The sequence below is a fragment of the Alkalinema pantanalense CENA528 genome (assembly GCF_050753345.1).
In the GTDB taxonomy this organism is placed as follows: Bacteria; Cyanobacteriota; Cyanobacteriia; order Leptolyngbyales; family Leptolyngbyaceae; genus Alkalinema; species Alkalinema pantanalense.
Map to the genome: position 1 here is coordinate 23070 of NZ_JBLZFX010000038.1, position 24281 is coordinate 47350.

The 24281-nt window shown below is 50.0% G+C and carries 17 protein-coding genes; 7 read left to right on the forward strand and 10 right to left on the reverse strand.

From position 1 onward, the window contains the following. The first annotated feature begins 438 nt into the window (after positions 1-438). Positions 439-900, forward strand: a complete 462-nt coding sequence (locus ACN4EG_RS14005) for an SRPBCC family protein (protein ID WP_431630282.1) — start codon at positions 439-441, stop codon at positions 898-900. Between the two features lie 369 nt (positions 901-1269). After that, the gene (gene ribBA, locus ACN4EG_RS14010; protein ID WP_431630284.1) at positions 1270-2961 is read left to right on the forward strand and encodes a bifunctional 3,4-dihydroxy-2-butanone-4-phosphate synthase/GTP cyclohydrolase II; all 1692 of its coding nucleotides are present in this window, start codon (positions 1270-1272) and stop codon (positions 2959-2961) included. Between the two features lie 81 nt (positions 2962-3042). On the opposite strand, the gene nblS is transcribed toward ribBA, so the two are convergent. From nblS to ACN4EG_RS14025, 3 genes are all read right to left on the reverse strand, one after another. Beyond that, positions 3043-4995 carry a two-component system sensor histidine kinase NblS gene (gene nblS, locus ACN4EG_RS14015; protein WP_431630286.1) on the reverse strand — a complete coding sequence of 651 codons (1953 nt, stop codon included), beginning with the start codon at positions 4993-4995 and terminating at the stop codon, positions 3043-3045. 88 nt (positions 4996-5083) lie between these two features. Continuing rightward, on the reverse strand, positions 5084-6541 hold the full coding sequence (locus ACN4EG_RS14020; protein WP_431630288.1) for a (Fe-S)-binding protein: 1458 nt from the start codon (positions 6539-6541) through the stop codon (positions 5084-5086). Positions 6542-6558: 17 nt separating this feature from the next. Next, a complete protein-coding gene (locus ACN4EG_RS14025; RefSeq protein WP_431630290.1) occupies positions 6559-7950 on the reverse strand; it encodes an FAD-binding oxidoreductase in 1392 nt (463 codons plus the stop codon). Between the two features lie 367 nt (positions 7951-8317). Here ACN4EG_RS14025 and ACN4EG_RS14030 point away from each other — a divergent pair, with 367 nt between their 5' ends. Together ACN4EG_RS14030 and ACN4EG_RS14035 are read left to right on the forward strand one after the other, a co-directional pair. Continuing rightward, on the forward strand, positions 8318-9463 hold the full coding sequence (locus ACN4EG_RS14030; protein ID WP_431630291.1) for a hybrid sensor histidine kinase/response regulator: 1146 nt from the start codon (positions 8318-8320) through the stop codon (positions 9461-9463). A 46-nt stretch (positions 9464-9509) separates the two neighbouring features. Further along, on the forward strand, positions 9510-10190 hold the full coding sequence (locus ACN4EG_RS14035; RefSeq protein ID WP_431630293.1) for a response regulator transcription factor: 681 nt from the start codon (positions 9510-9512) through the stop codon (positions 10188-10190). Positions 10191-10307: 117 nt separating this feature from the next. Here ACN4EG_RS14035 and ftsY read toward each other — a convergent pair whose 3' ends face one another. The 5 genes from ftsY to ACN4EG_RS14060 all read right to left on the reverse strand — a co-directional run bounded on the left by ftsY (position 10308) and on the right by ACN4EG_RS14060 (position 15727). Next, positions 10308-11942, reverse strand: a complete 1635-nt coding sequence (ftsY, locus tag ACN4EG_RS14040) for a signal recognition particle-docking protein FtsY (RefSeq protein ID WP_431630294.1) — start codon at positions 11940-11942, stop codon at positions 10308-10310. Between the two features lie 103 nt (positions 11943-12045). Then, entirely contained in the window at positions 12046-12690 is a 645-nt protein-coding gene (gene nusB / locus ACN4EG_RS14045; RefSeq protein ID WP_431630296.1) for a transcription antitermination factor NusB, read from the reverse strand. A 37-nt stretch (positions 12691-12727) separates the two neighbouring features. After that, complete coding sequence (locus tag ACN4EG_RS14050; protein WP_431630298.1) at positions 12728-13471, reverse strand: DUF502 domain-containing protein; 744 nt, start codon at positions 13469-13471, stop codon at positions 12728-12730. A 297-nt stretch (positions 13472-13768) separates the two neighbouring features. Then, the gene (locus ACN4EG_RS14055; protein ID WP_431630300.1) at positions 13769-14704 is read right to left on the reverse strand and encodes a glycosyltransferase family 2 protein; all 936 of its coding nucleotides are present in this window, start codon (positions 14702-14704) and stop codon (positions 13769-13771) included. Positions 14705-14890: 186 nt separating this feature from the next. Then, entirely contained in the window at positions 14891-15727 is an 837-nt protein-coding gene (locus ACN4EG_RS14060) for an HpsJ family protein (RefSeq protein WP_431630302.1), read from the reverse strand. Between the two features lie 534 nt (positions 15728-16261). Here ACN4EG_RS14060 and ACN4EG_RS14065 point away from each other — a divergent pair. Continuing rightward, positions 16262-17620 carry a tellurite resistance TerB C-terminal domain-containing protein gene (locus ACN4EG_RS14065; protein ID WP_431630305.1) on the forward strand — a complete coding sequence of 453 codons (1359 nt, stop codon included), beginning with the start codon at positions 16262-16264 and terminating at the stop codon, positions 17618-17620. Between the two features lie 49 nt (positions 17621-17669). On the opposite strand, the gene ACN4EG_RS14070 is transcribed toward ACN4EG_RS14065, so the two are convergent. Beyond that, positions 17670-18479 (reverse strand): hypothetical protein, encoded by an 810-nt coding sequence (locus ACN4EG_RS14070; RefSeq protein WP_431630306.1) that lies wholly within the window; start codon positions 18477-18479, stop codon positions 17670-17672. Positions 18480-19669: 1190 nt separating this feature from the next. On the opposite strand from ACN4EG_RS14070, the gene ACN4EG_RS14075 reads away from it, so the two are divergent. Further along, positions 19670-21037, forward strand: a complete 1368-nt coding sequence (locus ACN4EG_RS14075; protein WP_431630309.1) for an ATP-binding protein — start codon at positions 19670-19672, stop codon at positions 21035-21037. On the opposite strand, the gene ACN4EG_RS14080 is transcribed toward ACN4EG_RS14075, so the two are convergent. Continuing rightward, complete coding sequence (locus ACN4EG_RS14080; RefSeq protein ID WP_431630311.1) at positions 20962-23343, reverse strand: tetratricopeptide repeat protein; 2382 nt, start codon at positions 23341-23343, stop codon at positions 20962-20964. The genes ACN4EG_RS14075 and ACN4EG_RS14080 overlap by 76 nt on opposite strands. A 395-nt stretch (positions 23344-23738) precedes the next feature. Between ACN4EG_RS14080 and ACN4EG_RS14085 the strand changes: the two genes are divergently transcribed. After that, positions 23739-24254, forward strand: a complete 516-nt coding sequence (locus tag ACN4EG_RS14085) for a hypothetical protein (protein ID WP_431630312.1) — start codon at positions 23739-23741, stop codon at positions 24252-24254. Positions 24255-24281 lie beyond the last annotated feature (27 nt).

Genomic DNA, 24281 nt, shown 5'->3' on the forward strand with positions numbered 1-24281 from the left:
TGATTCACTCCTACGCAGCTATATCCCTAGTCATGTCCTGATCCTGGATAGGAAGTTTTAATAAACCTTCAAGGGGTTTTTATTGAGGAGTCCACAAAGCAAAGTGTGTTAAGAAAAACAGATTTATAATTTTTCGTCGGAGATAATTTGCCTATGATGATGTGCTCTTTCGTCTTGTTGCTAGATTGGAAAGGCTTATATGCACGTTATGCATCATGAGAGATGTGATTAAAATCAGTGATTCAGTTGATTTAAAACGATTTACTGAGCGCTAAACTATCGAAAAATTTGTATTGTTCATTTGTAGACTTAACTGTTTTTCCAGTTAAGTTTCCTGGAGACATCTTAAGTTTTTTTGGCCTCACTTTAATGGTGCTCTAGGGGCTATTTCACTGTCTAAAGTTGTGTCTTCACTGGTGTTTCCAGTGCGATTTCCCAATGCCCGATCGGCAAATTTTTGAGCAATCCATCCAAATCAACGCCAGTGCTGCTGTTGTTGAACAATGCTTTACCAACCTTGAGTTAATGCATCGTTGGCTCAATCCTGCACTAAGATGCCAGCCCCTTGGCTCCTGGAGCACTGCGTTGGGCAGCGAAAGTCTATTTATTGTCAAAGTTCCTTTACTGAATCCCACCCTGCGCAATCGAGTGGTTGAACGACAGCCTGGGCTGGTCGTGTGGGAATTTGAGGGATTTTTTCGGGGCCGAGATCGTTGGGAATGTCAGCCTACCCAGCAAGGAACCCTGTTGCTGAACCGCTTTGAGTTTGAGATTCCCAATCCTTTGGTGCGTCTTGGGTTCCATTGGTTCGCCTCGCGCTGGACTGCAGAGGATATGAAAACACAATTGCGCCGCTTAAAACGAGTGGCAGAAGATATGCATCAACGATCGGGTGTCTAGTCCCCAAAAGATAGACTTTTTTTCCCTCTTATCTCAGGATAGATACAGGGGGTTTCACCCCTCAAGCGTGTTGTTGAACGACATCCATGATGTCACCACATCCTACCCACGGAGATTTCTAGGCCATGCAGTGGTTAGAAATTCTGCCAATCAGGCAGGTTAGACCTGTGCAGAAGCCTATCTCGAAAAGTAACTTGTTAATGCGCAAAATCTTCCGGAAATCCTGGGTATTCCGTGAAAATGCAGATAAGGTTGTTCTTGTCACTTGACCTAGAGGGGGAAATCAGTTCATCCTTATAGTCAACCTCACTGATTGAAACAAATTACAATCGGTATAGTAAGCTTCATAAAATTTAATGGTGTTTCACCTTGAACTTCTCAATCCGCCAACTCCAAACTGGTTTGATGCAGACTTTTGCCTTTGATTCGATCGAGTCCGCCCTTGCTGACCTCAGGATCGGAAAGGCAGTCGTGGTTGTGGACGATGAAAATCGAGAAAACGAAGGGGATGTCATTTGTGCAGCCCAGTTTGCCACACCAGACATGATTAATTTCATGGCAGTTGAGGCACGCGGCCTGATTTGTTTAGCCATGACGGGCGATCGACTCGATGAACTCGATTTGCCCCTCATGGTCAGGGAAAATACAGACACTAACCAAACCGCTTTCACCGTTAGTATTGATGCTTCTCCGACCCTTGGGGTCTCTACGGGAATTTCAGCAGAGGATCGTGCCCGTACCATTCAAGCCACCCTCGACCCTAAAACCAAGCCGAGTGACCTGCGCCGCCCCGGACATATTTTTCCCCTACGATCTCGAGATGGCGGTGTTCTAAAGCGTGCAGGTCATACGGAAGCTGCTGTCGATTTGGCGGAATTGGCGGGACTGTATCCGGCGGGTGTGATCTGTGAAATTCAGAATCCCGATGGTTCGATGGCGCGGCTTCCGGAATTGATCCAGTACGCCAAGATGCATGGGCTCAAAATCATTAGCATTGCGGATTTGATTAGCTATCGGCTCAAGCATGAACGCTTTGTTCAACGGGAAACCGTGGCTAACTTGCCGACGCAATTTGGTGAGTTTCAAGTTTATGCTTACCGCAACATTTTGGATGGATCGGAACATATTGCGATCGTCAAAGGCAATCCGAAATCCTTTGCAGAGCAGCCTGTGATGGTACGGGTTCACTCAGAATGCCTCACAGGCGATGCTTTAGGATCGTTGCGGTGTGACTGTCGAATGCAGTTGCAGGCGGCCATGAAAATGATTGAGCAGGCGGGCCGAGGCATTGTTGTCTATCTGCGTCAGGAAGGTCGGGGCATTGGCTTAGTCAATAAGCTTAAAGCCTACTCTTTGCAAGATATTGGGCTGGATACTGTGGAAGCCAATGAGCGCCTCGGATTTCCAGCGGATCTGCGGGATTATGGAGTAGGTGCGCAAATTTTGAATGATTTAGGGGTGAAGCAAATTCGCCTGATTACCAATAATCCGCGCAAAATTGCTGGCTTAAAAGGGTATGGCTTGGAGCTGGTCGATCGCCTTCCTCTGTTGATCGAAGCCACCAACCATAACGCGAATTATCTAGCAACGAAGGCCGAAAAATTGGGCCATATGTTTCTGCGGAATTACTTGGCGACCCTTTCGATTGCTTGGGTCGATGAGCCGCGATCGTTGGCAGAGCGCTATGAACGGCTAGAAAAATTAAGATTCCTTGCTCGGGGCTATGGCCTGATGCTGCAAGAAGAGGTTCGCCCCGTGGCTGCGGCACTGATGCCCCAGGCTTCGTTGATCGTCAATCTAGGGACTGAAGATGCCGAAGGCAGCAATCCTAACTGGTATGAAGATCCTAACCATCCTGACAGTGAGGCTGTCATTGGCCTATTGCGACAATTGCCCCATTGGATGAATATTGGTCAAGTTTCTCTCCTTGCGTCCAGCGGCTCTGACCCCTTGACGGGTTTACAGGTGCAATTGGAGCGCAAAATCCATTTGATGAGTGATCTCGAAGAAACGTTAAATCATCTGCAATCTCAGGTCATTTACAACTTCGTGCGTCCTTAATTTGACAGGATCGAATGGGTCAGGGCTGAACAGGACGAGGATGGCTGACTTGATCCGTTGCCAGTTGAAGAACTGAAGGATCTAACTTACGATCGCTGTGTCCATGGGGACCATGTTCTCAGACTCAATCAGCAAGTCGGTCTTATCCTGAAATACGACTAAATCGAACCAGAAGGTTGTTCCTACCCCCACTTCACTGATGACGTGAACTTGGCTGTGATGTTTATCGTGGATGATGTTGCGAACGATCGACAGCCCCAGCCCCGTCCCTTCCAGGGTATGCACACGATTTTCCACCCGGAAAAAGCGCTCAAACACCGCTTCTTGATCTTCTGGATCAATGCCGATTCCAGTATCACTAACTTCAACGCGGACTCGCTGGGACTGCTGATCCACATCGCATTCATCCAGCAAAGAGGCCCGAATTGCCACCTGCCCACCGGAACTTGTAAATTTCATTGCATTCCCGACCAGGTTGGCAAACACCTGCACCAGCAAATCGTAATGGCCTAAGACGGGCGGTAAATTGCCTGGAACATCTTGAATCAGGGCGATGCCCTTATCTTTGGCGTTCAACTGATAGGTGCGGAGGGTTTGCTCGATCGTTTGAGTCAAATCTACCGCATCCAAGGTATAAGTTCGCGAAGACTCCAAACGTGACAAGTCCAACACGTCATTGACCAGTCGTGTTAGGCGATCGGTTTCTCGGTTGGCTGTCTCCAAAAAGTCGCGCTGTTGTTCCGGTTCTAAGGCATCGCCATATTCATACAGCGTTTCAATAAATGACTTGATGTTAAACAATGGTGTGCGTAATTCGTGGGACACATTACTGATGAATTGACTCTTGGCTTCATTCAGTTCTGCTTCACGGGTGATATCTTGTACCGTCAAGGCAATTCCCTTGACATTCTCCCGGGTACTATCCAATACGTTATTTAGCAGGATACGAACAGTCCGCTGCGCTGGTTCTTTGAGTGTAATTGTAAATTCGGCTTCTTCCCTCAGTTCTCCTCGTACCAGTTGATAGAGCGGGCGTGTCAGTTCTGCCTGTACCGCTGCTGGAAAGGCATAGAGCACATTTTCGCCTTCCACAGCTTGATTTTCCCAGCCAAAAATGCGGCGAGCTGTGCGATTGGCCAAGACGACTTGAAAATCCGTGTCTAACAAAATTGCTCCATCGGCGATCGTCGAGACTAGCGTATCCAGTTTGGCCTTTTCAGCGGTGAGTTCTTCAATATTTTGCTCTTCGTAGCGCTCCAGCTTTTCTGCCATTTCATTAAAGCTGGACATCAGAGCTAAAAATTCACCTCCCAGAGGCAAATCCACCCGCTGCTTAAAGTTACCCTTGGCGATATTCTGCACCCCAACCAGTAATTCCCTAATCGGCTTGGTAATAGTCAGCGCATTAAACACCGCACCCAGGATCACCATGACCCAAATCGACACAAAGACGGCTGTGGTAACATCCCGTGTCAAGTGAGACGAGGCAACGGCGGTGGGATTGGGATTTGTTCCGATCGCCAAAACCCCCAAATATTGTCCTTCGTAGACGAGCGGTACAAACACATCGGTTACTTCGCCGTCGGGGGTGAGGTGCTGGCGCACCATGGGCAAATCCGATCGTTCCGAAAAATCGTCCGGCAACTGAATTCGCCGTTTGATAGTTAAGGAATTTTGCACCTCGGAATCGGAAAAGGGAATGCCAAAAAAGATATTGCCATCCGGATCCGCGTAGAGCATATAGCGAATACTGGCGGTACTGCTATAGAAACGATGGGAAAAGCGAGCCAGTTCGGATTTATTGTCTTCCGCCAACAAAGGGGCTGCATTGACGGCTAGCAGCAACCCTAGGTCGCTACCAAAGCGAGTATCGTTGAGTCGTGCGTCGTATTGAATGGTGTTGACTGCCCAGAACGTCAAGCCGCTCATGATTAAGGAAACGACCAGCGTCGCTACCGCCATCAACTTCGTCTGGAGGGTAAAGTCCGACCACCAGCGCAACAACACATTCCGCAACGTTCTGAGAATTTCCACCAGCGTTTTTCGCCTAATGTTTCAGTTATTTTCTAAGATACCAGCTTGAAATTACAGGTGATGCGTCGATCGGTCCGTGTTGGGAGGTTTAAGGGTCAAGGTCTAAGGCAATGCCCCGAATCGAATAGTCCAGCAATTGCATGGGATGGAGGACCGGCACCGCTTTCCCTTGGAGGGCTAAATGCTTGGAAATTTGCACAAAGCAGCCAATGTTGGCCGAAGCAATGACTTGAGCTCCCGTATTGGTCAGATTGGTTGCCTTTTGTTGTCCTAGTTCTTCAGCGACCTCCGGCTGCAGAATGTTGTAAATTCCCGCGCTGCCGCAGCATAGGGCTGCATCGATCGGTTCCCGCAGTTGCACGCCGGGAATTTGGCGCAACAATTGTCGGGGCTGAACGCTGATCTTTTGGCCGTGAATCATGTGGCAAGCATCTTGATACACCAGCGTTAACGGGGCGGTTTGCAGCGGTTGCAGCGGAACCGTTAAGCCCACATCTGCTAGAAATTCCTGCACATCCTTAACCAGATCGACAAAGGCTTTGGCTCGATCGGCGTATTGCGGATCATCTTTCAGAATGTGGTGGTATTCCTTCAGCGTATGGCCACAGCCGGAAGCATTAATCAACACATAGTCCACTCCGGACTGCTCAAAGGTGTCAATCATTTGCTTGGCCAACGTTTGAGCCTGGGTGTCTTCACCTTGGTGGTGGGACAGGGCACCGCAGCAGCCTTGGCTTTTAGGAATCACGACTTCGCAACCATTGGTGGTTAACACGCGCACCGTTGCGTCGTTCACCTCGGGATTAAACAAACGCTGCACACAGCCCAAAATCAGCCCGACGCGATATCGTTGTTTCCCCGCTGCTGGAATCCGCTCTGGTAAGCTGTCTTGGAACGCCTGGGGGGGAATGTCCGGCATCATGCCTTCCATTGCGGCTAACTGAGGAGACAGTTGCGGTAAAAGCTTGAGCGATCGCACCCACTTTTGTAATCCGGATTTTTGGTACAGCACTAGGGGGCGCAGCAGATTGCGCAGACGATCGGGATAGGGAAAGGTTTGAAAAATCAGGGTGCGTAGCAATTTTTCGGCTAGCGATCTCGGATGGTTACGGGCTACCTGCGATCGGGTGGCTTCAATCAGCTTGTTGTATTGCACACCGGAAGGACAGGTAGTCACGCAGGCCAAACAGCCCAAGCAGGAATCAAAATGCTGTACCGTTGCGGGAGAAAGCGGAATTTGACCTTCGTTTACCCCATCCATCAGGTAAATGCGCCCGCGCGGCGAATCCATCTCCTTACCTAGAACCCGGTAACTGGGACAGGTGGACAGGCAGAAACCGCAATGGACACAGGCATCAATCAGTTTTGGATCGGGGGGATTTTGTGGATCGAAACCCTGCTGATCGAAGCCTCGTAAGGTGGCCAACGCATCACTGATGGGGGTAGCTGCTGCTGGGTTGTTCGATCGATCCACCGGGGTTAGTTGATTAGTCTGAACCGGGGAATTGGCTGGGGAATGATCGGTCGAAGTATCTGGTAATTGCATTATGCGGCTCCGTTTCCTTAAATTCCACCGATAAACCGACCGGGACTGAAGAGTCGTTTTGGATCAAATTGTTGTTTGATGGCTTGCATCATGGCTAAGGCCGCTCCACCCTCGCCCCAAACCTCCATTTGCTGTTTCAGGGCGATCGGCGCTTGTTGCACCGTCAAAAATCCTCCTGCCGCTTGACAGGTCGATCGGGCGGCCAGCAATTGGGTTGATCGCACCGTAGCGGGCAAAACAATCTGCCCCAAACCACTGCCCAGATGGAGTCTTGCGCCTATTCCCGGTAACTGCGTTTCCCATTCAACCAATTGCGCGATCGCCTGGGAGGACTTCATTCCTATTTTGCAGGTTATCAGATCGGCCTGATCCGTTGGAGCCATACATTCTCCTAAGTGTCGCCATAGATCGCCTTCTGTTTCCGAGGGAACGATCGTAGCGGTTAATCCTAAGGTGGTGGCTAGATCAACGCAACGCTGGCTCTGTTCCTCCACACTTTCGCGAATGCTCTGGAACCGCACCAAGAGCGCCATGGCCTTGCCTAGCTGGAGGTGGGAACTGATGGGGGCCGAAATAACATCCAAGGCGATCGGAGTCAGGGCGGAATTCAATACCGTTTGCGCAGCTTGCTTGATCAAATCGGGGGCACCGGAGAGCACCACTGTTTGCACCGTTTCCGGCAGGGGATAAACCCGCAGCGTCACTTGAGTGATCACGCCCAAGGTGCCATAGGAACCGGTTAATAATTTCATCAGGTCATAGCCCGCTACGTTTTTCACCACGCGCCCGCCCGCTTTGACAAGTTGCCCGTCCGATCTCACAAAGGTCACCCCCAGCACCATATCCCGCACGCTGTTGTAGCGATGGCGCAGGGCTCCCGAATCCCCAGTGGCGATAATGCCCCCGATCGTCGCCCGATCGGGATAACTAGGGTCGATCGCTAAAAATTGGCCCACGGCAGCCAACGATCGTTGCAATTCTGCAAAGGTCAATCCCGCTTCCACCGTGATGGTTAAGTCCCCGATGGCGTGGTCAATGATGCGATTTAAGCGGGCGGTGCTGAGATAAACGATCGGGCCAGCAGGATGAACCAATCCGCCCCAGCCCAACTTGCTACCCTGCCCCATCGGAACCACTGCACAACCCAAGTCCTGAGCCTGCACCACCATGGCACTCAGTTCTTCCAGGGTATGCGGTGTCATGACACCGACTATCGTTCGCTGGGGAGCCATGGCTTGATGCAAGGTTGCTTGATGCTCTGGGGACAGATCTTCCCAAAGCTGCATTTGCTCCGCGTCCCACGTTGCTGTTAACTTTTCCACGATCGCGTTTTGCACCGCTCCAATCTTTAGATCACTTGATCTATGTCTAAGATCGCCATCCATTAATTTACCGTTTTCCTGGTACATCCACCTGTTTCCGTGGGCAAGCTAAAACTATCTCACCGTAATTTTTCTGCGGACATTCATCTTCGCACTGGTTAGTAAGTCCCTGTCTAGCAAGTCCCCGTCTAGCAAGTCCCCGTTAATTTACCCCGGTTCATTAATACCGCGCATGAATACTGGCAGTGAATACTGGCAGTTCAAGTAAGTTAATACTGGCGTTCACCTGTTTAAACAGGGTGCTTACGAGTAAATAGGGTAAATAGGGTGCTTACAAGTTCTATCTTCTCCTATTCCTAAAATTTTCCATACAGTTGGAACAGCACATCTACCTGCCCCATTCACCAGTTTGTCCTCTTCCACTGCCAATCACCCTGTACCCATGGGTTAGCCTATGCCCAAGCTCCAAATCCTAATTGTTGAAGCAAATGATATTCTTGCCCGATCGATGAAAACCCGGTTATGTCAGGCAGGGTATGAGGTGGTGGGCCAGGTGGCTGAAGGTGTGGCTGCGATCGTCCACGTGCAGCAACAATTACCTGATCTTGTGCTGATGGGGATTCAACTTCAGGGGGAGCTTGACGGCATTGCTACGGCTGAGCAAATTCAGCACACTCTCCATTGCCCAGTGGTTTACTTCACCCAAGATTTTTCTCCCCAAACCTTTGAACGGGCCAAAACAACGCAACCCTATGGTTATCTCCTCTCCTCCTGTGCCGACTGCGAATTAATTGCGACGATCGAAGTTGCGATCGCACGGCACCAATCCGAAACTGCGCTGCGGGCATCCCTCCAGCAACAGCAAGAACTCTGTGAGGTGCAAGCTCGTTTCGTCTCGATGGTGGCCCATGAGTTTCGGAACCCCCTTAATTCGATTTTATTTTCTACGGAGTTATTAAATCGCTATGGGGCACAACTGGATGACGGTAAGCGAGATGCCTACTTTCAGCGAATCCACGGATCGATTCGACGAATGCATCAATTGCTAGATGACGTCCTGACGATTGGGGAAGCCGAAGCTGGCAAATTATCATACCAACCTCAACCGCTCAATTTGCTCCAGGTCTGCCACGAGGTGCTCCACGATCTTCAACCACCTGAGGGATCTACCCATCCTGTGGTTTTTACGTACTCGCCTGACTCGCTCCATGGCCGAAATGCCCAATATTGCTTAGATGAGCGTCTTATACGTCACATTTTAGGGAATTTGCTATCCAATGCAATTAAGTATTCTCCCCAAGGCCAAAGTATTGCCTTTGACTTAGTGTGTAGAACAGAGGACGTAGTCTTTCGGATCCAAGATCAGGGTATTGGTATCCCGATCGCGGATCAGGGTAAGCTCTTCCATGAATTCCACCGTGCCAGCAATGTTCGTACCATTCCCGGTACGGGCTTGGGACTGGCGATCGTCAAACAATGTGTTGACCGCCATGGAGGTCGTGTGGAATTTCAAAGTGAGGTAGGTCGAGGAACGACGTTTACGGTAACTCTACCGTTGGCGCAGACCTTACTAAACCAGCCGTCTTCAGTGGTTGCTTAATACAGGTACTACTGGCAGTCGGTCCCCTTTAGGTGCATCTAGAACTATGAAGACAATTTTGGTGATTGAGGACGATAAAAACGTCCGGGAATGCTTGATTGATTTGCTTGAAGTCGAAGGATTTCAAACGATCTCCGCCTGTGATGGGCCAACGGGACTACAGCTTGCTCAGCAGCAGCAACCGGATATGGTGCTGTGTGATGTGCACATGCCGGAGATTGATGGCTTTACCGTCCTGCATCAAATGCGCCAGAATCCTGAAACCTCGGCGCTTCCGTTTATTTTTCTGACCGCTCGCACCACAAAAGCGGACTTGCGCCGAGGGATGGAGCTGGGGGCAGATGATTATCTGTTTAAACCCTTCACACCGGAGGAGTTATTCGCAGCAATTTCAGCTCGATTGAATAAATATGCTGCATTAACTCAACAGTTCAATGCTGGTGCTAATGGGGGAGAAGACCGCAACAATCGTAATGACGGGTTGTTGAATTACTTTTATCAAGAACTCCGCAATCCTTTGTCAAATTTGAATGTTGTCATTCACCTATTGCAGCAAGAGAACTATGATTGGGCAGCGATCGCGGCGAACCCAGACTACGCTAAGGAACTGGCTATCCTGCAACAGGTGCGCAACCTCCGAGAAACGTTAACCCCCGAAAGTGCGGCCCTACTGGCGGAATGCCCGATCACGGTGGTTCTATCCCACAGTCCTCACCTCGCAGCCTAGCGAGCGGACTGGCTACTTTCAACCACAGATGTAACCAGTGAATGCTGAACATTGAAGTCGCACCCCCCCGAAGGCAAGTCGAATGTTCGCTGCATCGAGGGGGCAGCCCGATCAGGATTAACCGCTGATTAATGCTTCGACAAACTCGTAACTGGAGAATGGTCGGAGGTCTTCAATCCCTTCTCCAGCACCAATAAAGCGAATCGGTAAGCCAAGCTGTTGTACCACTGCTAAGGCCACGCCACCTTTGGCGGTTCCATCGAGTTTGGTGAGGACAACGCCGCTTAACTGGGCGGCTTCCGCAAAGACCTTGGCTTGCTGGAGGCCGTTCTGTCCTAGGGTGGAATCCAGGACTAGCAAGGCTTCGACGTTAGCACCTTCCGCTTTTTTGTCAATGATGCGGCGGACTTTGGCCAATTCATCCATCAAGTTTTTCTTATTCTGTAAGCGGCCTGCGGTATCCACTAACAGTAATTCCGTACCCCGCGACTGGGCTGAGGTAATGGCATCAAACACCACTGCCGCTGGGTCGGTATTTTGGCCAGGGTTGGCAATGACTTCCACATCGCTGCGTTGTCCCCAGACTTTAACCTGCTCTACAGCTGCTGCCCGGAAGGTATCCGCCGCTGCAATTAAACACTGATATCCCGACTTGCTAGCCACATGGGCAATTTTACCGATCGTTGTGGTTTTGCCTGCACCATTAACCCCGGTCATTAGCCAAATATTCAACTTATCTTTTTCTGGCCCAAAGCCGCGTTTGAAGCCGCCTTCCCGCACGGGCTGTTCCAACATGTCCCGCAGGAGTTGTTTGAGGTAGGCGATCGCTTGATCCGGGGGCAGGGCTTCTTCCCGTAACTTACTCTGCAAGCCTTCAATAATTGCATCTGTGGCGGCAACCCCCACATCGGCTTGGAGCAGCAGGGATTCAATTTCCATCACCGCGTCTTCATTCAGCGGCCCCTGACCCACGATCGCCTTCAGTTGATTAATCAAGCCACGTCGGGTTTTATCTAGGCCCTGCCGTAGCCGTTTCAACCAAGTGATTTCTTCAATGGTGATGTCTTCAAGTCGCCGACCCTGCGCTGCAAGAACTTCCGCAGACCAGATAAAACCGTCATCGAGATCGATCGGTTCATAGATGGGTTGGGGCATAGACCCTTGGGCCGCTGGGGTTTGAGCCACGATCGGTTCTGGCTCTTCGATCGCTGTTTCCCGCAACCGTTCTAAGCGTGCTTCCCGATCGGCTTCGGCTCGCAGCCAGATGGGTTGAGGAGATGAGCTTTCGTCTTCACGGGAGCCACTGGTGACTTCCGCAGCCAGGACAGGAGTGGTCTCAGTCTCAGTGGTGAGGGGGGCTGCGATCGTCGGGGTTGTTTCTGGCTCAGAAGGGACTGCTTCGGAAGTGGCTTCGGAAGTGGCTACTGCTATATCTGTGGCCGATGCATCAGCTTCTGGCTCAGTGGCTTCTGGCTCAGTGGCTTCTGGCTCAGTGGCTTCTGGCGCAACCTCTGGCTCTGCTGCTGCAACTCCAGCAGAGTCTTCAACGGAGTCTGTGACCGAAGACTCTTCCGCTTGAGCGGCTTGCTTTTTCTTGAGATTCTCGTAGGCTAGCTTCGCAAAGTTGAGATACTCTTCCTGGGAAGGTTGAGATGCCGTCTCACTGGCGTTTGAGGTGGGCTCATTGGGCTCAGCGGCTTTGTCAGCTTCCGGCTGCTCGTTGAGCTTTCGATTGAACCAGTTAAACGTCATTGACCTTACCCAAACAACTGCGAAGGAACCACTCTAAATCCTACAAGATGAACTGCTGTCGCGTTCTACTGGCCTAAGTGAGGTTTTCCGAAGCCATCCTGGCTCACGAAGACTGGGAAGCTCCTGCCTGGAGACCGCCTTTGATTTGCTCATAGGCACGGCGGAGGACTCCATTGATGAAGCGATGGCCATCTTCTTCGCTGTAGCGTTTTGCCAATTCGACTGCTTCGTTAATGGCGACTTCCGGTGCGGTGCCTAAAAACATCATTTCTATAACCGCAATCCGCAGCAGGTCGCGATCGATCCCTGCCAGACGGTTCAACTGCCAATCCACCAAGGATTGATTCAAGAGAGCATCCACCGTGGCGCGATCGGTTTGGAACCGTCCCAAAATCTCAAGGGCGTAATTCCGTACATCCTTTTGATTAGACAATTGCAAAAATTCAGGAATCTCTAACGTATGGCCGAGGCGATTAATTGCTTCCTGGGTCAATCGAATGGACTCCTTCAGCATTTCTTTTGCAGCGTCAGGAGTGCTGGCGCGGGTTTCGCTATCCAATAGTTGACTATTACTGCGTTGCAATTCCGCAGATGCCGTTTCCAAGGTGTCCCTTGCTTCCGAGGCCAAAGTCCGTACTGCAGCGACCACAATGTCTTGTAGAGACTGAGCATTTAGCCGTTCTGGCTTGCTGGGCATTTGGCTCAGACTCAAAAGGGCGAGTTCACGGGCAATACGACGAGCTTGCATGGCGTGATAAAAATTGACGAGGTTCGGATTGGCTTGCTTATCTTACATTAGAAGGGTCTTCGATCGTCACGGGTTGAAAATCCCGCTCCAAAAGTTGGTTGAGGGGCAGGGTGTCTGAGCCCACGATCGCACTGCCTGGGGGCACCGTAGTTAAGGCATCGGGACTAACGATACCGCCGGAGACAATGACTTTGAAGGCATCTTCGATCGGCATTGCGAGGTTAATCACCGCCGTTTCCGGAACCACTGCATACCAGCCTGTGGTGGGGTTCGGCGTCGTTGGCACAAAAACACTTAGCATGGTACCGCTGAAGTGGGATTGAATTTCGGCGCTGATGGTTCCTGTGACAAATCCCAGGGACCAGACCCCTTCGCGGGGGTATTCCACCAGTACCACTCGACGAAACTTGCCCGCTGAATCCTTGAGGACGGTTTGCAATAATTGCTTCAGGGTTTTGTAGACCTGGCCAGCCAGGGGAATGGCTTGCAGGACACTTTCTCCGACTTCCAGAAGCCACCGCCCAGCAATGTTGCGGGCCATGAGCCCGATCGCCAAGATGGACACTAGAGGAACGGTCAACCCTACTAAAAAATCCAGCAGATTGACCAAGAGGGGATTCAAGCCATCAAAGGGATTGAGTTGCTTGGGGATGCGGGTCAGAAATTCAATGACCCATGTGGAAATGGTATAGGTCAACCAGATCGTGGTTGCCAGGGGAATCACCACTAACAGACCTGCAATCAGGTCATTTTTCAGATCTTGTTTTAGGCGGTTTAGCATTTCGGTAGTGGCCTCTCCCCGCAAATTGTCAGCGCAAGTTTGCAACAGCGATCCCGATCGCGACAAAGCACATAGGTAAAAGCACAGTCGGTAAATGGGCTAATAAGCTGAATGGACTTACCTGAATGGACTTAAGAATTGACTAAAACTCGATCTCTACATTTAGTTGTAAAACTAGTAAAGAAATGTTGCAAGTCTGAGTTAGCCTAAATCCTAATTTTGAGGCTTATGGGGATCTATTTAGAGATCTTGAATATTTCGATCGTAAACTGATTAATTTTGTAAACCTATTGTAGCTTAATTAACATTTTCTACGATCGTAGCGGGATCACTCATGGCGGAATTACCTCGCTTCAAGCCCTGGGGGGCGGCAGTTTCCGGCACAGGCAGGTCAGGTAAAGACGGCACGGGCATGTGGCGCAACTCCCAGACCTTCAGCAAAATCATGTATTCGTAAAAAGCTTGGAGGGTGCACCAGGCAAACCCCGCTCGACCATCCAGAATTCCCCCTAGGAAGAAATACATATAGATCCAGCGAACTAAGGGCCGACAAGGAATCCGTTGCGAGAGATCCTTCAGGGCGTGGCGTCGGTCAACTTCTGTTTTGCCAAAAAATAAGTTCCGCCAGTTCACTTGCCCCTGTTCCAGTTGGCGGACGGTTTCCTTGGCTTCGTTGCTGGAATAGGTATTGTGTTTGTCAAACCAGCGTTCAAAACCTTTGCCTTGGGTGTAGTGGGGATAGGTCTCCTTGAGAAATCCGGTGGAACCCTCGCAGACTTCCCGCTCCGTATGGCCATAGTCCGAAAACCAGACTTTATCTTTGCGGAACAGTCGCATTTGGTAGCGCGGGTATTGGGTACTGTGCTTGATCCACTGGCCCATAAACATGACCCGTTCTGCCACGTAGTAGCCGATGTGTTCCGGCTGCTGAATGGTACGCAGGCATTCTTGGAACAGTTCCGGCGTCATGAGTTCGTCGGCTTCCAGGATGTAGACCCACTCGTATTTAGTGGGGATCGATCGCAGCATCCAGGTGCGCTGTTTGCCGTGGCTTTCAAAGGCGTGCTGTACAACGCGAACCGGATGATTCTGCGCGTAGCGTTGGGCAATTTCAACCGTGCGATCGCTGCTAAAGGAGTCCACGACAATCACATCGTCGGAGAGCAGCGCAGAGTCTAGGCAAGCGGCAATGTCCAGTTCTTCGTTGTAGGTGAGGATGTAGATGGAAAACATAGCTGCCCTAGTGTCACTACTCGTTGTTATATGGATCCGCAGTTAAAAAGATAAAAAATGAGAACTGAGCGATCGCGGCTATTGTCTGCCTCTGGGATGCTCAATTCTCATTTCAGATTGCCCGAATTCCAGACAGTACTAACTGGCTCAAAGCAGTGTCATCAAGACCGATTGTATTCGCCCAAATTACCGCTGAGGCTTACTGAAAATGCCCATTTCAGCCAAGCCAACCCAGCCAATGATGGTGTAGGCGATCGCAAACAGCAGGCTATTTAAAGCCATCCGAATGCGGGTTTTAGTCACATCTGTGTTGGTTTGATCCGTCAGCTTTTTGGCCTGATCTTCCACCTTTTTGCGATTTTCTCGAATCCGCATCAATTCTTTTTCTTTAAATTCTTTGGCCATATTATTAAGATGATTTGGATCCGATTTCAGTTTTTCGAGATCCTGTTGAGCTTTTTTGGCCTGTTCCAGTTGGTCACCTTTGAGTTGTCCACTATTGACTGCTTCGGTCAACGCTTTAAGTTCCTGATCCAACTTGGCTTTGTCCTTAACCTGATCTTGCAACTGACCTAGGCGTTGCTGAACTTGCAACTCTAATGTCTGTTCTTCCTGGGTTGTTTGGGCGACCACTCGATCGCGGTTTTCAGAAATGTCCTTGAGGCGATTGGTCACTAAATCCCCACTGTTGAGGAAGTAAGCGGGGCTGGAAAAGAGAAAGCCAAGCCCAAACAGGCAGGACAGGACGATCGCCCAAAACCGTCCGGTGACAAAGGGCGATTTGCCTGGGGCCGCCAAGGTTCCGCTTTCTAGAAAGTAAGCCACATACAGGAGAACCAAGCCAACCAAGGGGACAAATCCCCGATCGATCGACTGGCTAACGGTGGTGATGACCCATTCCTTACTAGAAGCCTGAAAGGGAATCAAGAGTGAAAGATAATCTACCAGTGCAGATAACAGAATCACTGACCCGGCAACTTTGAGAATAAAGGGGGCTGAGAGGGCGGAGGTTGCTGATTTCATTGAATTACTCAAATTGAATATAATTTCGGCACCTTAAGCGGTTTGAATCTAAGAGAGGATACCCCAATTCTGGGTCGTTCCCGACGATTATTTTAGAATCCTTGGATAAAGTTACTCGTCGTTGTTAATGTAGTACATTTAACCTATTCGTAGAAATACGGAATTGCCCTTGGGGATCGATCGGGATTCGGGGGTTTAGGCTACATTACAGTCACCGCTAGTCCAAGGTCTGCCAAACTCAGGGCTGTCTGGGAACTGGCAGCCCGTTCAGGTCGCCATCAGTCTACGGTCTTTGTTGGTTGGTCTTTGTTGGTGCTGGCCAGGATGGTTGGGTGTCAGCAGGGAGGTGCTATCCGTCAACTTTGAGCCTATGTAGGTTGGCTCCTGTGGACGATATGGTCATTAATGGCAGTTCAACCTATCAATCCTGGATAAAATAAAAACGCCTGTTCTGAATCGTTTGCCGCAATTATTAACGCCTAGATTAACGCTTGTATTTCACTACTCACTGTATCTACGTAACCTTGACGACTTATGTCTGGAAACCGCTTTCTGCTATCTTCCGTGGCCTTTGGCATCAGTTTTGGTGTCAGCTTGGTTTTTAGCAAGGGAGATTGGGGTAAAGCTTTCGGCACCGGGTGTTTGGCTTTTGTGGGTAGCCAAGTTGGGGCGATCGTTGCCTCTCGTCAAGCGGAAGATGCACTGACCTGGCGGATTGATGAACTCAAAGGCCATATTCGCGCACTTCAGCGGAAGCGATCGGAGGCTTACATCGATCTACTGGATGTGATTGAAGAACACGATCGCATTATTGCGAACATTAATTCCCTGCAATCCCAAACCAAGCAGATGAAGGCGCAAAATGCGGTCAGTCATCGATCGACCCAACCGTTCCCTAGTTGGGATCTCTCGGTGCCGACCCAGCGTCGTACCACCGCAGAAATTCAAGATTTGGATAGCAAGATCAAAGAACTAGAGCAGGAAGAGGCGGCGGTGAATGAATCCTTGACGATTACCCTCGCCGCTAAACAACGAGCTGAACTGAGCCTGACTACAACGCAAGCCGAATTAAAACAAGTCCAACAAAAGGTTGCAGAACAACAAAAACACCAAACACGGCTGCAACAGGATATTCAACAATTACAAGCGACTAAACAGAAATTGGAGCATGAGTTAAGCCAGTTACAAGAACAAGTCACTACGCTAGAACAGTACCGGACGGAACTCGATCGCCTCGTTTCTGCGGCGGAACCCACGCGCCAACAGGTGGAAGCGGGGGCACAGTCCCTCCAGGGGGCGATCGACCAACTTCAGCAGCAAATCCGCTCCCTCCATGGTGAACTTGGCCAGTTAGAAGACCAAATTTTAGAGCGCCGGACGCAAAAGGAAGATCTCGATCGGGAATTAACCAGCCTGCGCCAACAGCAACAGCAGTTATCTATCTCCGCTACGCCCCCCCAACCCGTCAATTCCACCTCAACTCATTCGTCCTTTGCCACCGCCTGGCAGGGGGCGGTCGCCCAAAATGGCCATCCAGGGAGTCACGCTACCTCCACTGATCCAGCAGCCCCGATCGACCTCGATCTGAGCCAAGCCGCCCTGAGTCCCGACTGGATTACATTCGTGCACCAGTTGCCCCACTACGAATTACAAGCCCTATGTGCGATCGCTCAGGCCACTAACCCTGCTAGCACCCTCAAGCAAATTGCCGAATCCAACTTGACGATGCCAGAACTGCTGATTGATGCAATTAATGAACAGGCCCTTGAAGCGATCGGTGATCTGATTCTGGAAACCACCTCAGAGACAAACACGCCGATTATTGCCCAGGAGTATCGCAGCACGATCGCGAAAGTAGTGCAAGCCTACGAAGCAAGCCAGAAAACGGCTTAGCTATCCTAGTCGTTCTGCACCCTGAAATGATCGATAGATTGTTGCTAGATTAGCGAGCACGATGGGACACGGTACGCCCAAGCAGCCAAGCTCCCACACCTAGCAATGCCAGTCCTGCTCCCGATTCAGGAACTTTCCTAGGGGGTTGGGTCGCGACCCCATTGACTCGCAAAACCCAGTTACCAGCTCCAGGCTCCAGCGGAGTGGGTTTGCGAAAGTTGTTGTTGAGGTTTACGGCATCAAAATTACTGGGTTGGTCATCCCCATGGTTAGCAATCACGTACCAGGAACGATTATCCACTGAGTTGAATGAATCAACCGTAGCGGGAAGCTGCCCCCGCAGGTGATTGCGGAACAAGGCTCCGACAAAGAAATGACGACCAACCTCTAGCTGAGTGGGTTTGATATCGACGGTGGTGAAGGTCAGGCTGTCGGGATTGGTAATCGTCGTTTCTGCCTGGGCTAAAATCTGGGCATCATCGGGTCGCCCATCATTATTCGGATCACTGTAGAGGAACAGGCTAATGGGATAGGGCCGCGTTTGCCAGTCAGACAAGCCGGTGTAACCCGCCCAAAGTCCTGGCGCACCCCAAGTCAGGGAAATCGATTTGAGAAGATCGCCGCCTTCCTCCACCTGGTAGGAGTTCATCCACATCAAATCCCCGACAATATTGCCCTTATATGCATCTATTGGTACAAGACCGAGGGGATAGAGATCCTCTGGTACCGTATCTCCGCCAATATCATCGAGCTTATAAGTGACCGCCGCTTGACTGCTGGATGCCATTGCACTGCCTAGCATCACGATCGCGGCGAGTTGTTGAAATACCAGTGAAGATAAGTTGAACCACTTTGCCATCTCTCTTTCCTCAAACCACTGCAAAACCTTGTTCCTGTTTTCTTCAATCTTTCGAGGTCAACTTTTATGCCAGGTCAACATCTGACATTGGATAGATTTGCAACTGCTTCCCAATGCTCTAGTCTTATAGGTGCCCTACTGTTTCAAAAAATCTTCAATTAATTGCTTTTGAAGCTCAGTTGGGTCTAAGCACTGGCTCCCAGACCTGATCCCTGGGAAATTTCAAAAGGATTCCCTGACGGGTTGACCTAGACATTCGTAATAGCGGTACTCCTAGTAAGGGCACTAATCTTTGCCTATCCCTCAGGTGGGAAGTGGCTTGTGCCTAGGCCCTAGTGGCTCTGGGTGAAAAACTAGCAAAGGCATCGTGTAAGCAAGCAGCAAGAGTTTATCCCTAGCTCCCTATGCTGTCTGAAACTATGCTGTCTGGAAGATGCTCAACGCTGTCATCGATCGACTCAGTCCGAATCAGCGCAATAATGTTCAGCGCAATAATGTTGTACTACAGCGCTTAAATAATTTTGAGGGTGTAGATGCGTGAATGAACAATCCCTTCTGCAATAGTTGAAAGGATTGAAAGTAGATGATTCTGACTAGCACCCTGTCATGACAGGGTAGACAGAACGAATAATCAACAGGGGGATGCAATCTGAAAACTGAACTCTAACAAAGGCAATGGTTCAGTCCAACTTTGTCAGTCAAACGTTCAGTTCAACCGTTAGTCAAACGCTCCATGCCCTTCGCTGGCTCACTGGCCTGATTCACCATCGTAATCTGTATACGTCGTATTACAGATATTCACTTATTTTAATCGTTACAGCGGGCATCGGTATTCCTGTCCTGCCCAACTTAGCCCCAATTCTCCTAACTTAGTTAAGCAAGTTAAGGCGATCGTCTTGTCCACAACTTCCTAGAAGTTTGACCCGTGCATCATTTATCCTCCGATCAGGTAGAAATTTGAAATACTCCTCTGCTTGACTGCAGAACTGTTGTTTTTCTTCACCATTTAGGGACTCAAGATAACCTGTTCTCTAGTGAATACAGAGGATCTTGTGACGGTTCCGGTGCGATTTGGTCACATTCCTTCTAGATTTTTCTAGAAAATCTGGATGAGAAGTCATGCTGAAAGGAAAAAATTTGTGTAGACTGAACCTCTCTGATGCCTAACTCCCCCTAGATTGAGGTGTGCAATGACGCAAACCAAACTCCCAAAACGCATTTCGACAGCCTTGGTCAATGCTTTGGGATCCGGTGTAGTGCCCCGTCTGGGGGTCGAGCACATTGCAGTAGGTCGCGATCGGGAACTGGCCACCCTCAGCCATGACTTAAGCAACATTGCCGCAGGTGGTGCCAGCTTTCGCTTTGTGATTGGACGCTACGGTGCGGGTAAAAGCTTTTTGTTGCAATTGCTGCGATCTCAGGCCCTAGAGCAAGGTTTTGTGGTTGCGGATGCAGATATCACCCCTGAGCGGCGGTTGGCCGGGGCTGGGGGGGCAAGCGTGGCTACCTATCGTGAATTGTTGCATCACCTATCTACCAAAAGTCGTCCGGATGGCGGTGCGCTGCAAACTATCCTGGAACGGTGGATTGCGGCGATTCAAACTCAAGTGGCGCAGGATACGGGCAAGCGGCCCAATGATGACGGCTTTGACGGCGAAGTGGAGGCCAAAATCCGAGAGGTCACCCAGGATGTGGTGGATTTGGTGAATGGGTTTGAGTTTGCCAACGTCATTATTGCCTATTGGACGGGTTATCGCAGCGATAATGAAGTGCTGAAAGAATCGGCGTTGCGCTGGTTACGGGGGGAATTTGCTACGAAAACTGAGGCAAAATCGGCCTTGGGAGTGCGGGTGATTGTGGATGATGAGACGTGGTATGACTACGTTAAACTGTTAGCCAAGTTTGTGGCTGACATTGGCTATAAGGGCTTAATTGTCCTGATCGATGAGGCCATCCATTTAACGAAAATTACAACTACAGTGACGCGCCAGAATAACTACGATAAGTTGCTGGCCATGTTTAATGACACGATGCAGGGGCGGGTTAGCTATCTGGGGATTATTGTTGGGGGCACGCCGCAGTTTCTTGAAGATCCACGGCGGGGGCTGTATAGCGATCCGGCTTGGCAGCGGCGCACTAGTCAGAATCGCTTGCTCAGCCAGTCAGGCTTGACGGATGCGATCGCGCCAGTGGTGCGGCTGGAACCGTTGACCCCTGAGCAATTGTTACAGCTGTTGCAACGCTTAGCGGAGATCCATCGATCGCACTACGACTATGCCAAACCCGTTGCAACCAAAGATTTACAGCAAATTTTGCAAACCTTGACCGATCGTCTGGGGGCAGAGGCGTTGCTGACACCGGGGGAACTCGTGCGAGATGTGATTGGTGTGTTAAACGTGCTGCACCAGAATCCAACCCTCTCGGTGAGTCAGCTTTTTCAATCTGCGTCTACCCACCCCGCCCTCAAGTCCCCAGCCCAGGCTCAAATTGATCCAAAGTCCTTAAAGTCAGGCCCACAGTCTACTGTTTCCTCAGAATTTGCAGAATTCACCCTATGACCTCCTTCCCATGCAATGGAAGAGCTTGGAGATCGATCCAGTAATTGATCGACCCAACTGACCCGCCGAGGGGCTGGAATATCACTAAACATTTGTCGGGCCTGTTGATAATAGCGCTCCGCCTCTTCCCAATCCTGCATTTGCTGGCAGGTGAGGGCCAATTGGGCATAGGCTTTGGCAAGGTCACATTTCGCACCGATCGCTGTTAGTAAACTAATCGCTTTTAAATGGTATTCCCGAGCTAACGTTAGGTTGCCTTGCATGCGATAAATTTGGGCAAGGCCATGGAATCCCTTGGCTCGAATTTGGGGAAATTCTTGATTCTCGGCATAGCAGATGGTTTGCTGATAGGCTTGCAATGCTTGATTGTACTCGTGTAAATGGCGATAGGTATGGGCTAAAAACAGACGACTGTAACCCCGTCCCATCATTGAGGTTGAGCGATCGGGGGCAGTGAAATCAATGCCTTCAAGTTGTAATCGGGCAGCCTCGGGTTGATCTTGGCAAGCGTAGAGATAGGCTAAGCAACAGGCTGAATACAGCCGATATCCCTCTGATTGCAACTGTTCCGCTAAATGGTAGGTCTGCCGAAATAACATCAATGCTGTTTCAATATGCCATAACTCCATCAAACAGAGTCCTAAGTTCAATAGCGAAGATAGCTTTAAATCTTCACTACGGTTATGTTTGGCAATGTAATGTGCCCGTTGATGAACTTCGATCGCATTAGTTAAATCCCCGGCAACCCGGTGAATGTAACCGCACAGATTAAGCAAGAGACCCAACCGCGTATCATTCAACAGGTATGGTGCAATGCGATGAATGGCTTCGCTAATCTTTTGAACTTCACCGAAGCGATAGAACAGCCAACCAAGTTGTAATTGTCCACCCCAACGGCTATGACGCAGGGTAATTAATACATCACAGGCTTTATCGTAATCACTAATTTCTAAATAGTGGTAATAGGCTTCGAGAATCTCTAGCGCCTCTTCCACGCGATCGACATGGGTAATGGAATTGAGCCAAAATTCGGCCAGTTTACGATGGGTCATTTCCCAACTTGGGCGATCGTCCCGGAGCCGATTGCGAGCTTCCATCCGCATCATTGGATGCAGCCAAAATTTGCCATTATCTCGACATTCCAAAAGGGAGCGATCGCGTAGACATTGCAAAATGGCAGGATGGCGCTGGAGGTTAGCCACATCCCACAGTAAACATTCCACGCCTTGACGCGGCACATGGGAAATTTCCTGATAGCGATAGGCTCCCAAACGGCACAGTAGGCGATAGGCTTCCGGGGCAATGCGATGTAAGTCATCAAAATGACGTGTTACTAGACGCTGAAGTTCGCCACTGTGGAGCAAGTCGCGATTGCCATCCTGCCAAGCCGCCGCTACGTCTCCCCCCAAGTCCTGTTGGATCTTGGTGGCTAAAATCCTCATTGCCAGGGCGTTCCCTGCCCACGTCTGCCACATTTCTGCCAATGCTGGAGTGTGGGCCGATAGTTGCGATCGTTGGAAATAATCCTGCCAAGCGGATAACGGCAACCCCTCTAAGGCCAAAGCGTCTAACTCTAAGCGTTCTTCATGCAACCGAGTGCGGCTGACTAAAAATGTTACGGCTTTGATATCTGGATCAGACAATGTTTCCAAGAGTTGCACGTAATCTCGACAGTCGGGCACAAATCGAGAATCGCCATCCAAGGCCGTATCTAGATCGTCAATCAGAATACCGACAAACTGTTGGGGATCGCTTAGCCTAACTCGCAGTTGCATCAAGTTCAGCATAAAGTCTCGGCCTGCTTTATCCCCGAAAATCTTACTAAGCCAATCGCTGACTAAGCTTTTGGCGCTGGTTAAATGCTCGGGATCGCTACCCATTTGGAAGATTAAGGTTTTGGTAAACGATCGCCGTTCCAAATATTTCCGGACTAAGCGCGTCTTGCCCAATCCCCCCTCTCCGTGAATCAGAATAATTTTGGTGCCGCGATCGATCAGGGCATCCAGTTGGGAAAATTCAGGATCACGGGGAATCCAGAGCGTATCTGTTTTACAAGGATGACCGTTTCCCACACAGTAGTGATGGGCATAGTGGTTCAACACCGCTCGAAAGTTCCGCTTATTGACGGGCTTGCCCAGTACCTGTCCCAAAATGCGAAATAATCTGGAGCCTGCTTCACGAACGTGACTGGGACTATACCCTAAATCCATCTCTTCGTAGGTTCGATTTTCCCAGGCACAGCGAAAAATATCTTGGTGTAAATTACCCAAGGGTTCGCCCGTGGCTTGATGAAATAATTCATTCATCAGCCTTAGCGCTTCATCACACTCCATATCGCCCGCTAGATATTGCTTCTCCTTAATCTAACGATTTGATTTTCTTTTTTCCAGACAACGATCGCCTCAGTTGTCAGGAAAGGGAACAAGATCCGACAAAATCTGACAAGTCCCAACATTTAAGGATTCTAGGGTATCCGAAAGATCCGACAGGATCGGATTGTCTTATCTGTAGTACCTGACGACAATGACAGGTGTTAGGCAAGCGTTAGCTAGTGAATCAATCGCTTAACTTGAGTTTTCCTAACAGATAACTTGGACTTTTAACCTGGATTTTTCAGTTTGATTTTTCAGTTTGGCTTTTTCAGTGAGGAGTCAAGACGATCAGACATCAGACGATTACGGATTACCACGGAGGAAACACTATGACTCGCGATGTACCTCAACCCCCTGCAATAGCTGCCAGAAATGAAACCTTATCTGAGAGCGTACCCTCGATCGGCCCACGGTCTGAAGCCGCGTTAGAGCGTTCTCAAGCAGTGACGGATTGGTTCAAGCGGCTCGACCAATTTCACGTTCGTCAAGATGACATCGATCTACGCCTGACTCGCTTAGAAACTCAACTTGAAACTCAACTCCAGTCTATCGCCATGACCACACAATCGGGCCAAAAATCCGCTCCCTCTCGCAGCTACCGTTCTTCCCACGCCAAAGCCTCACTCCCGTACTCTGCGCCGGTGCAGTTGTCTTTCCTGAGCCTGAAGTGGATGTTTTTCTTTGTAACAGGACTATCATTAGTCCTGTTATTCTCCGCTGGGTTTGGTGCCGCTAATCCCGCGATCGAGGCTTGGGTGGGACTCATAAAAGCGCTGCTGACGCCGCTAGCCGTCATTGTCCTCATTGGTTGGTTTATCACGGTGGTTCAGGAATCCTTCAAGTAAATTTAAGGATCCGTGGGGATTGAAGGA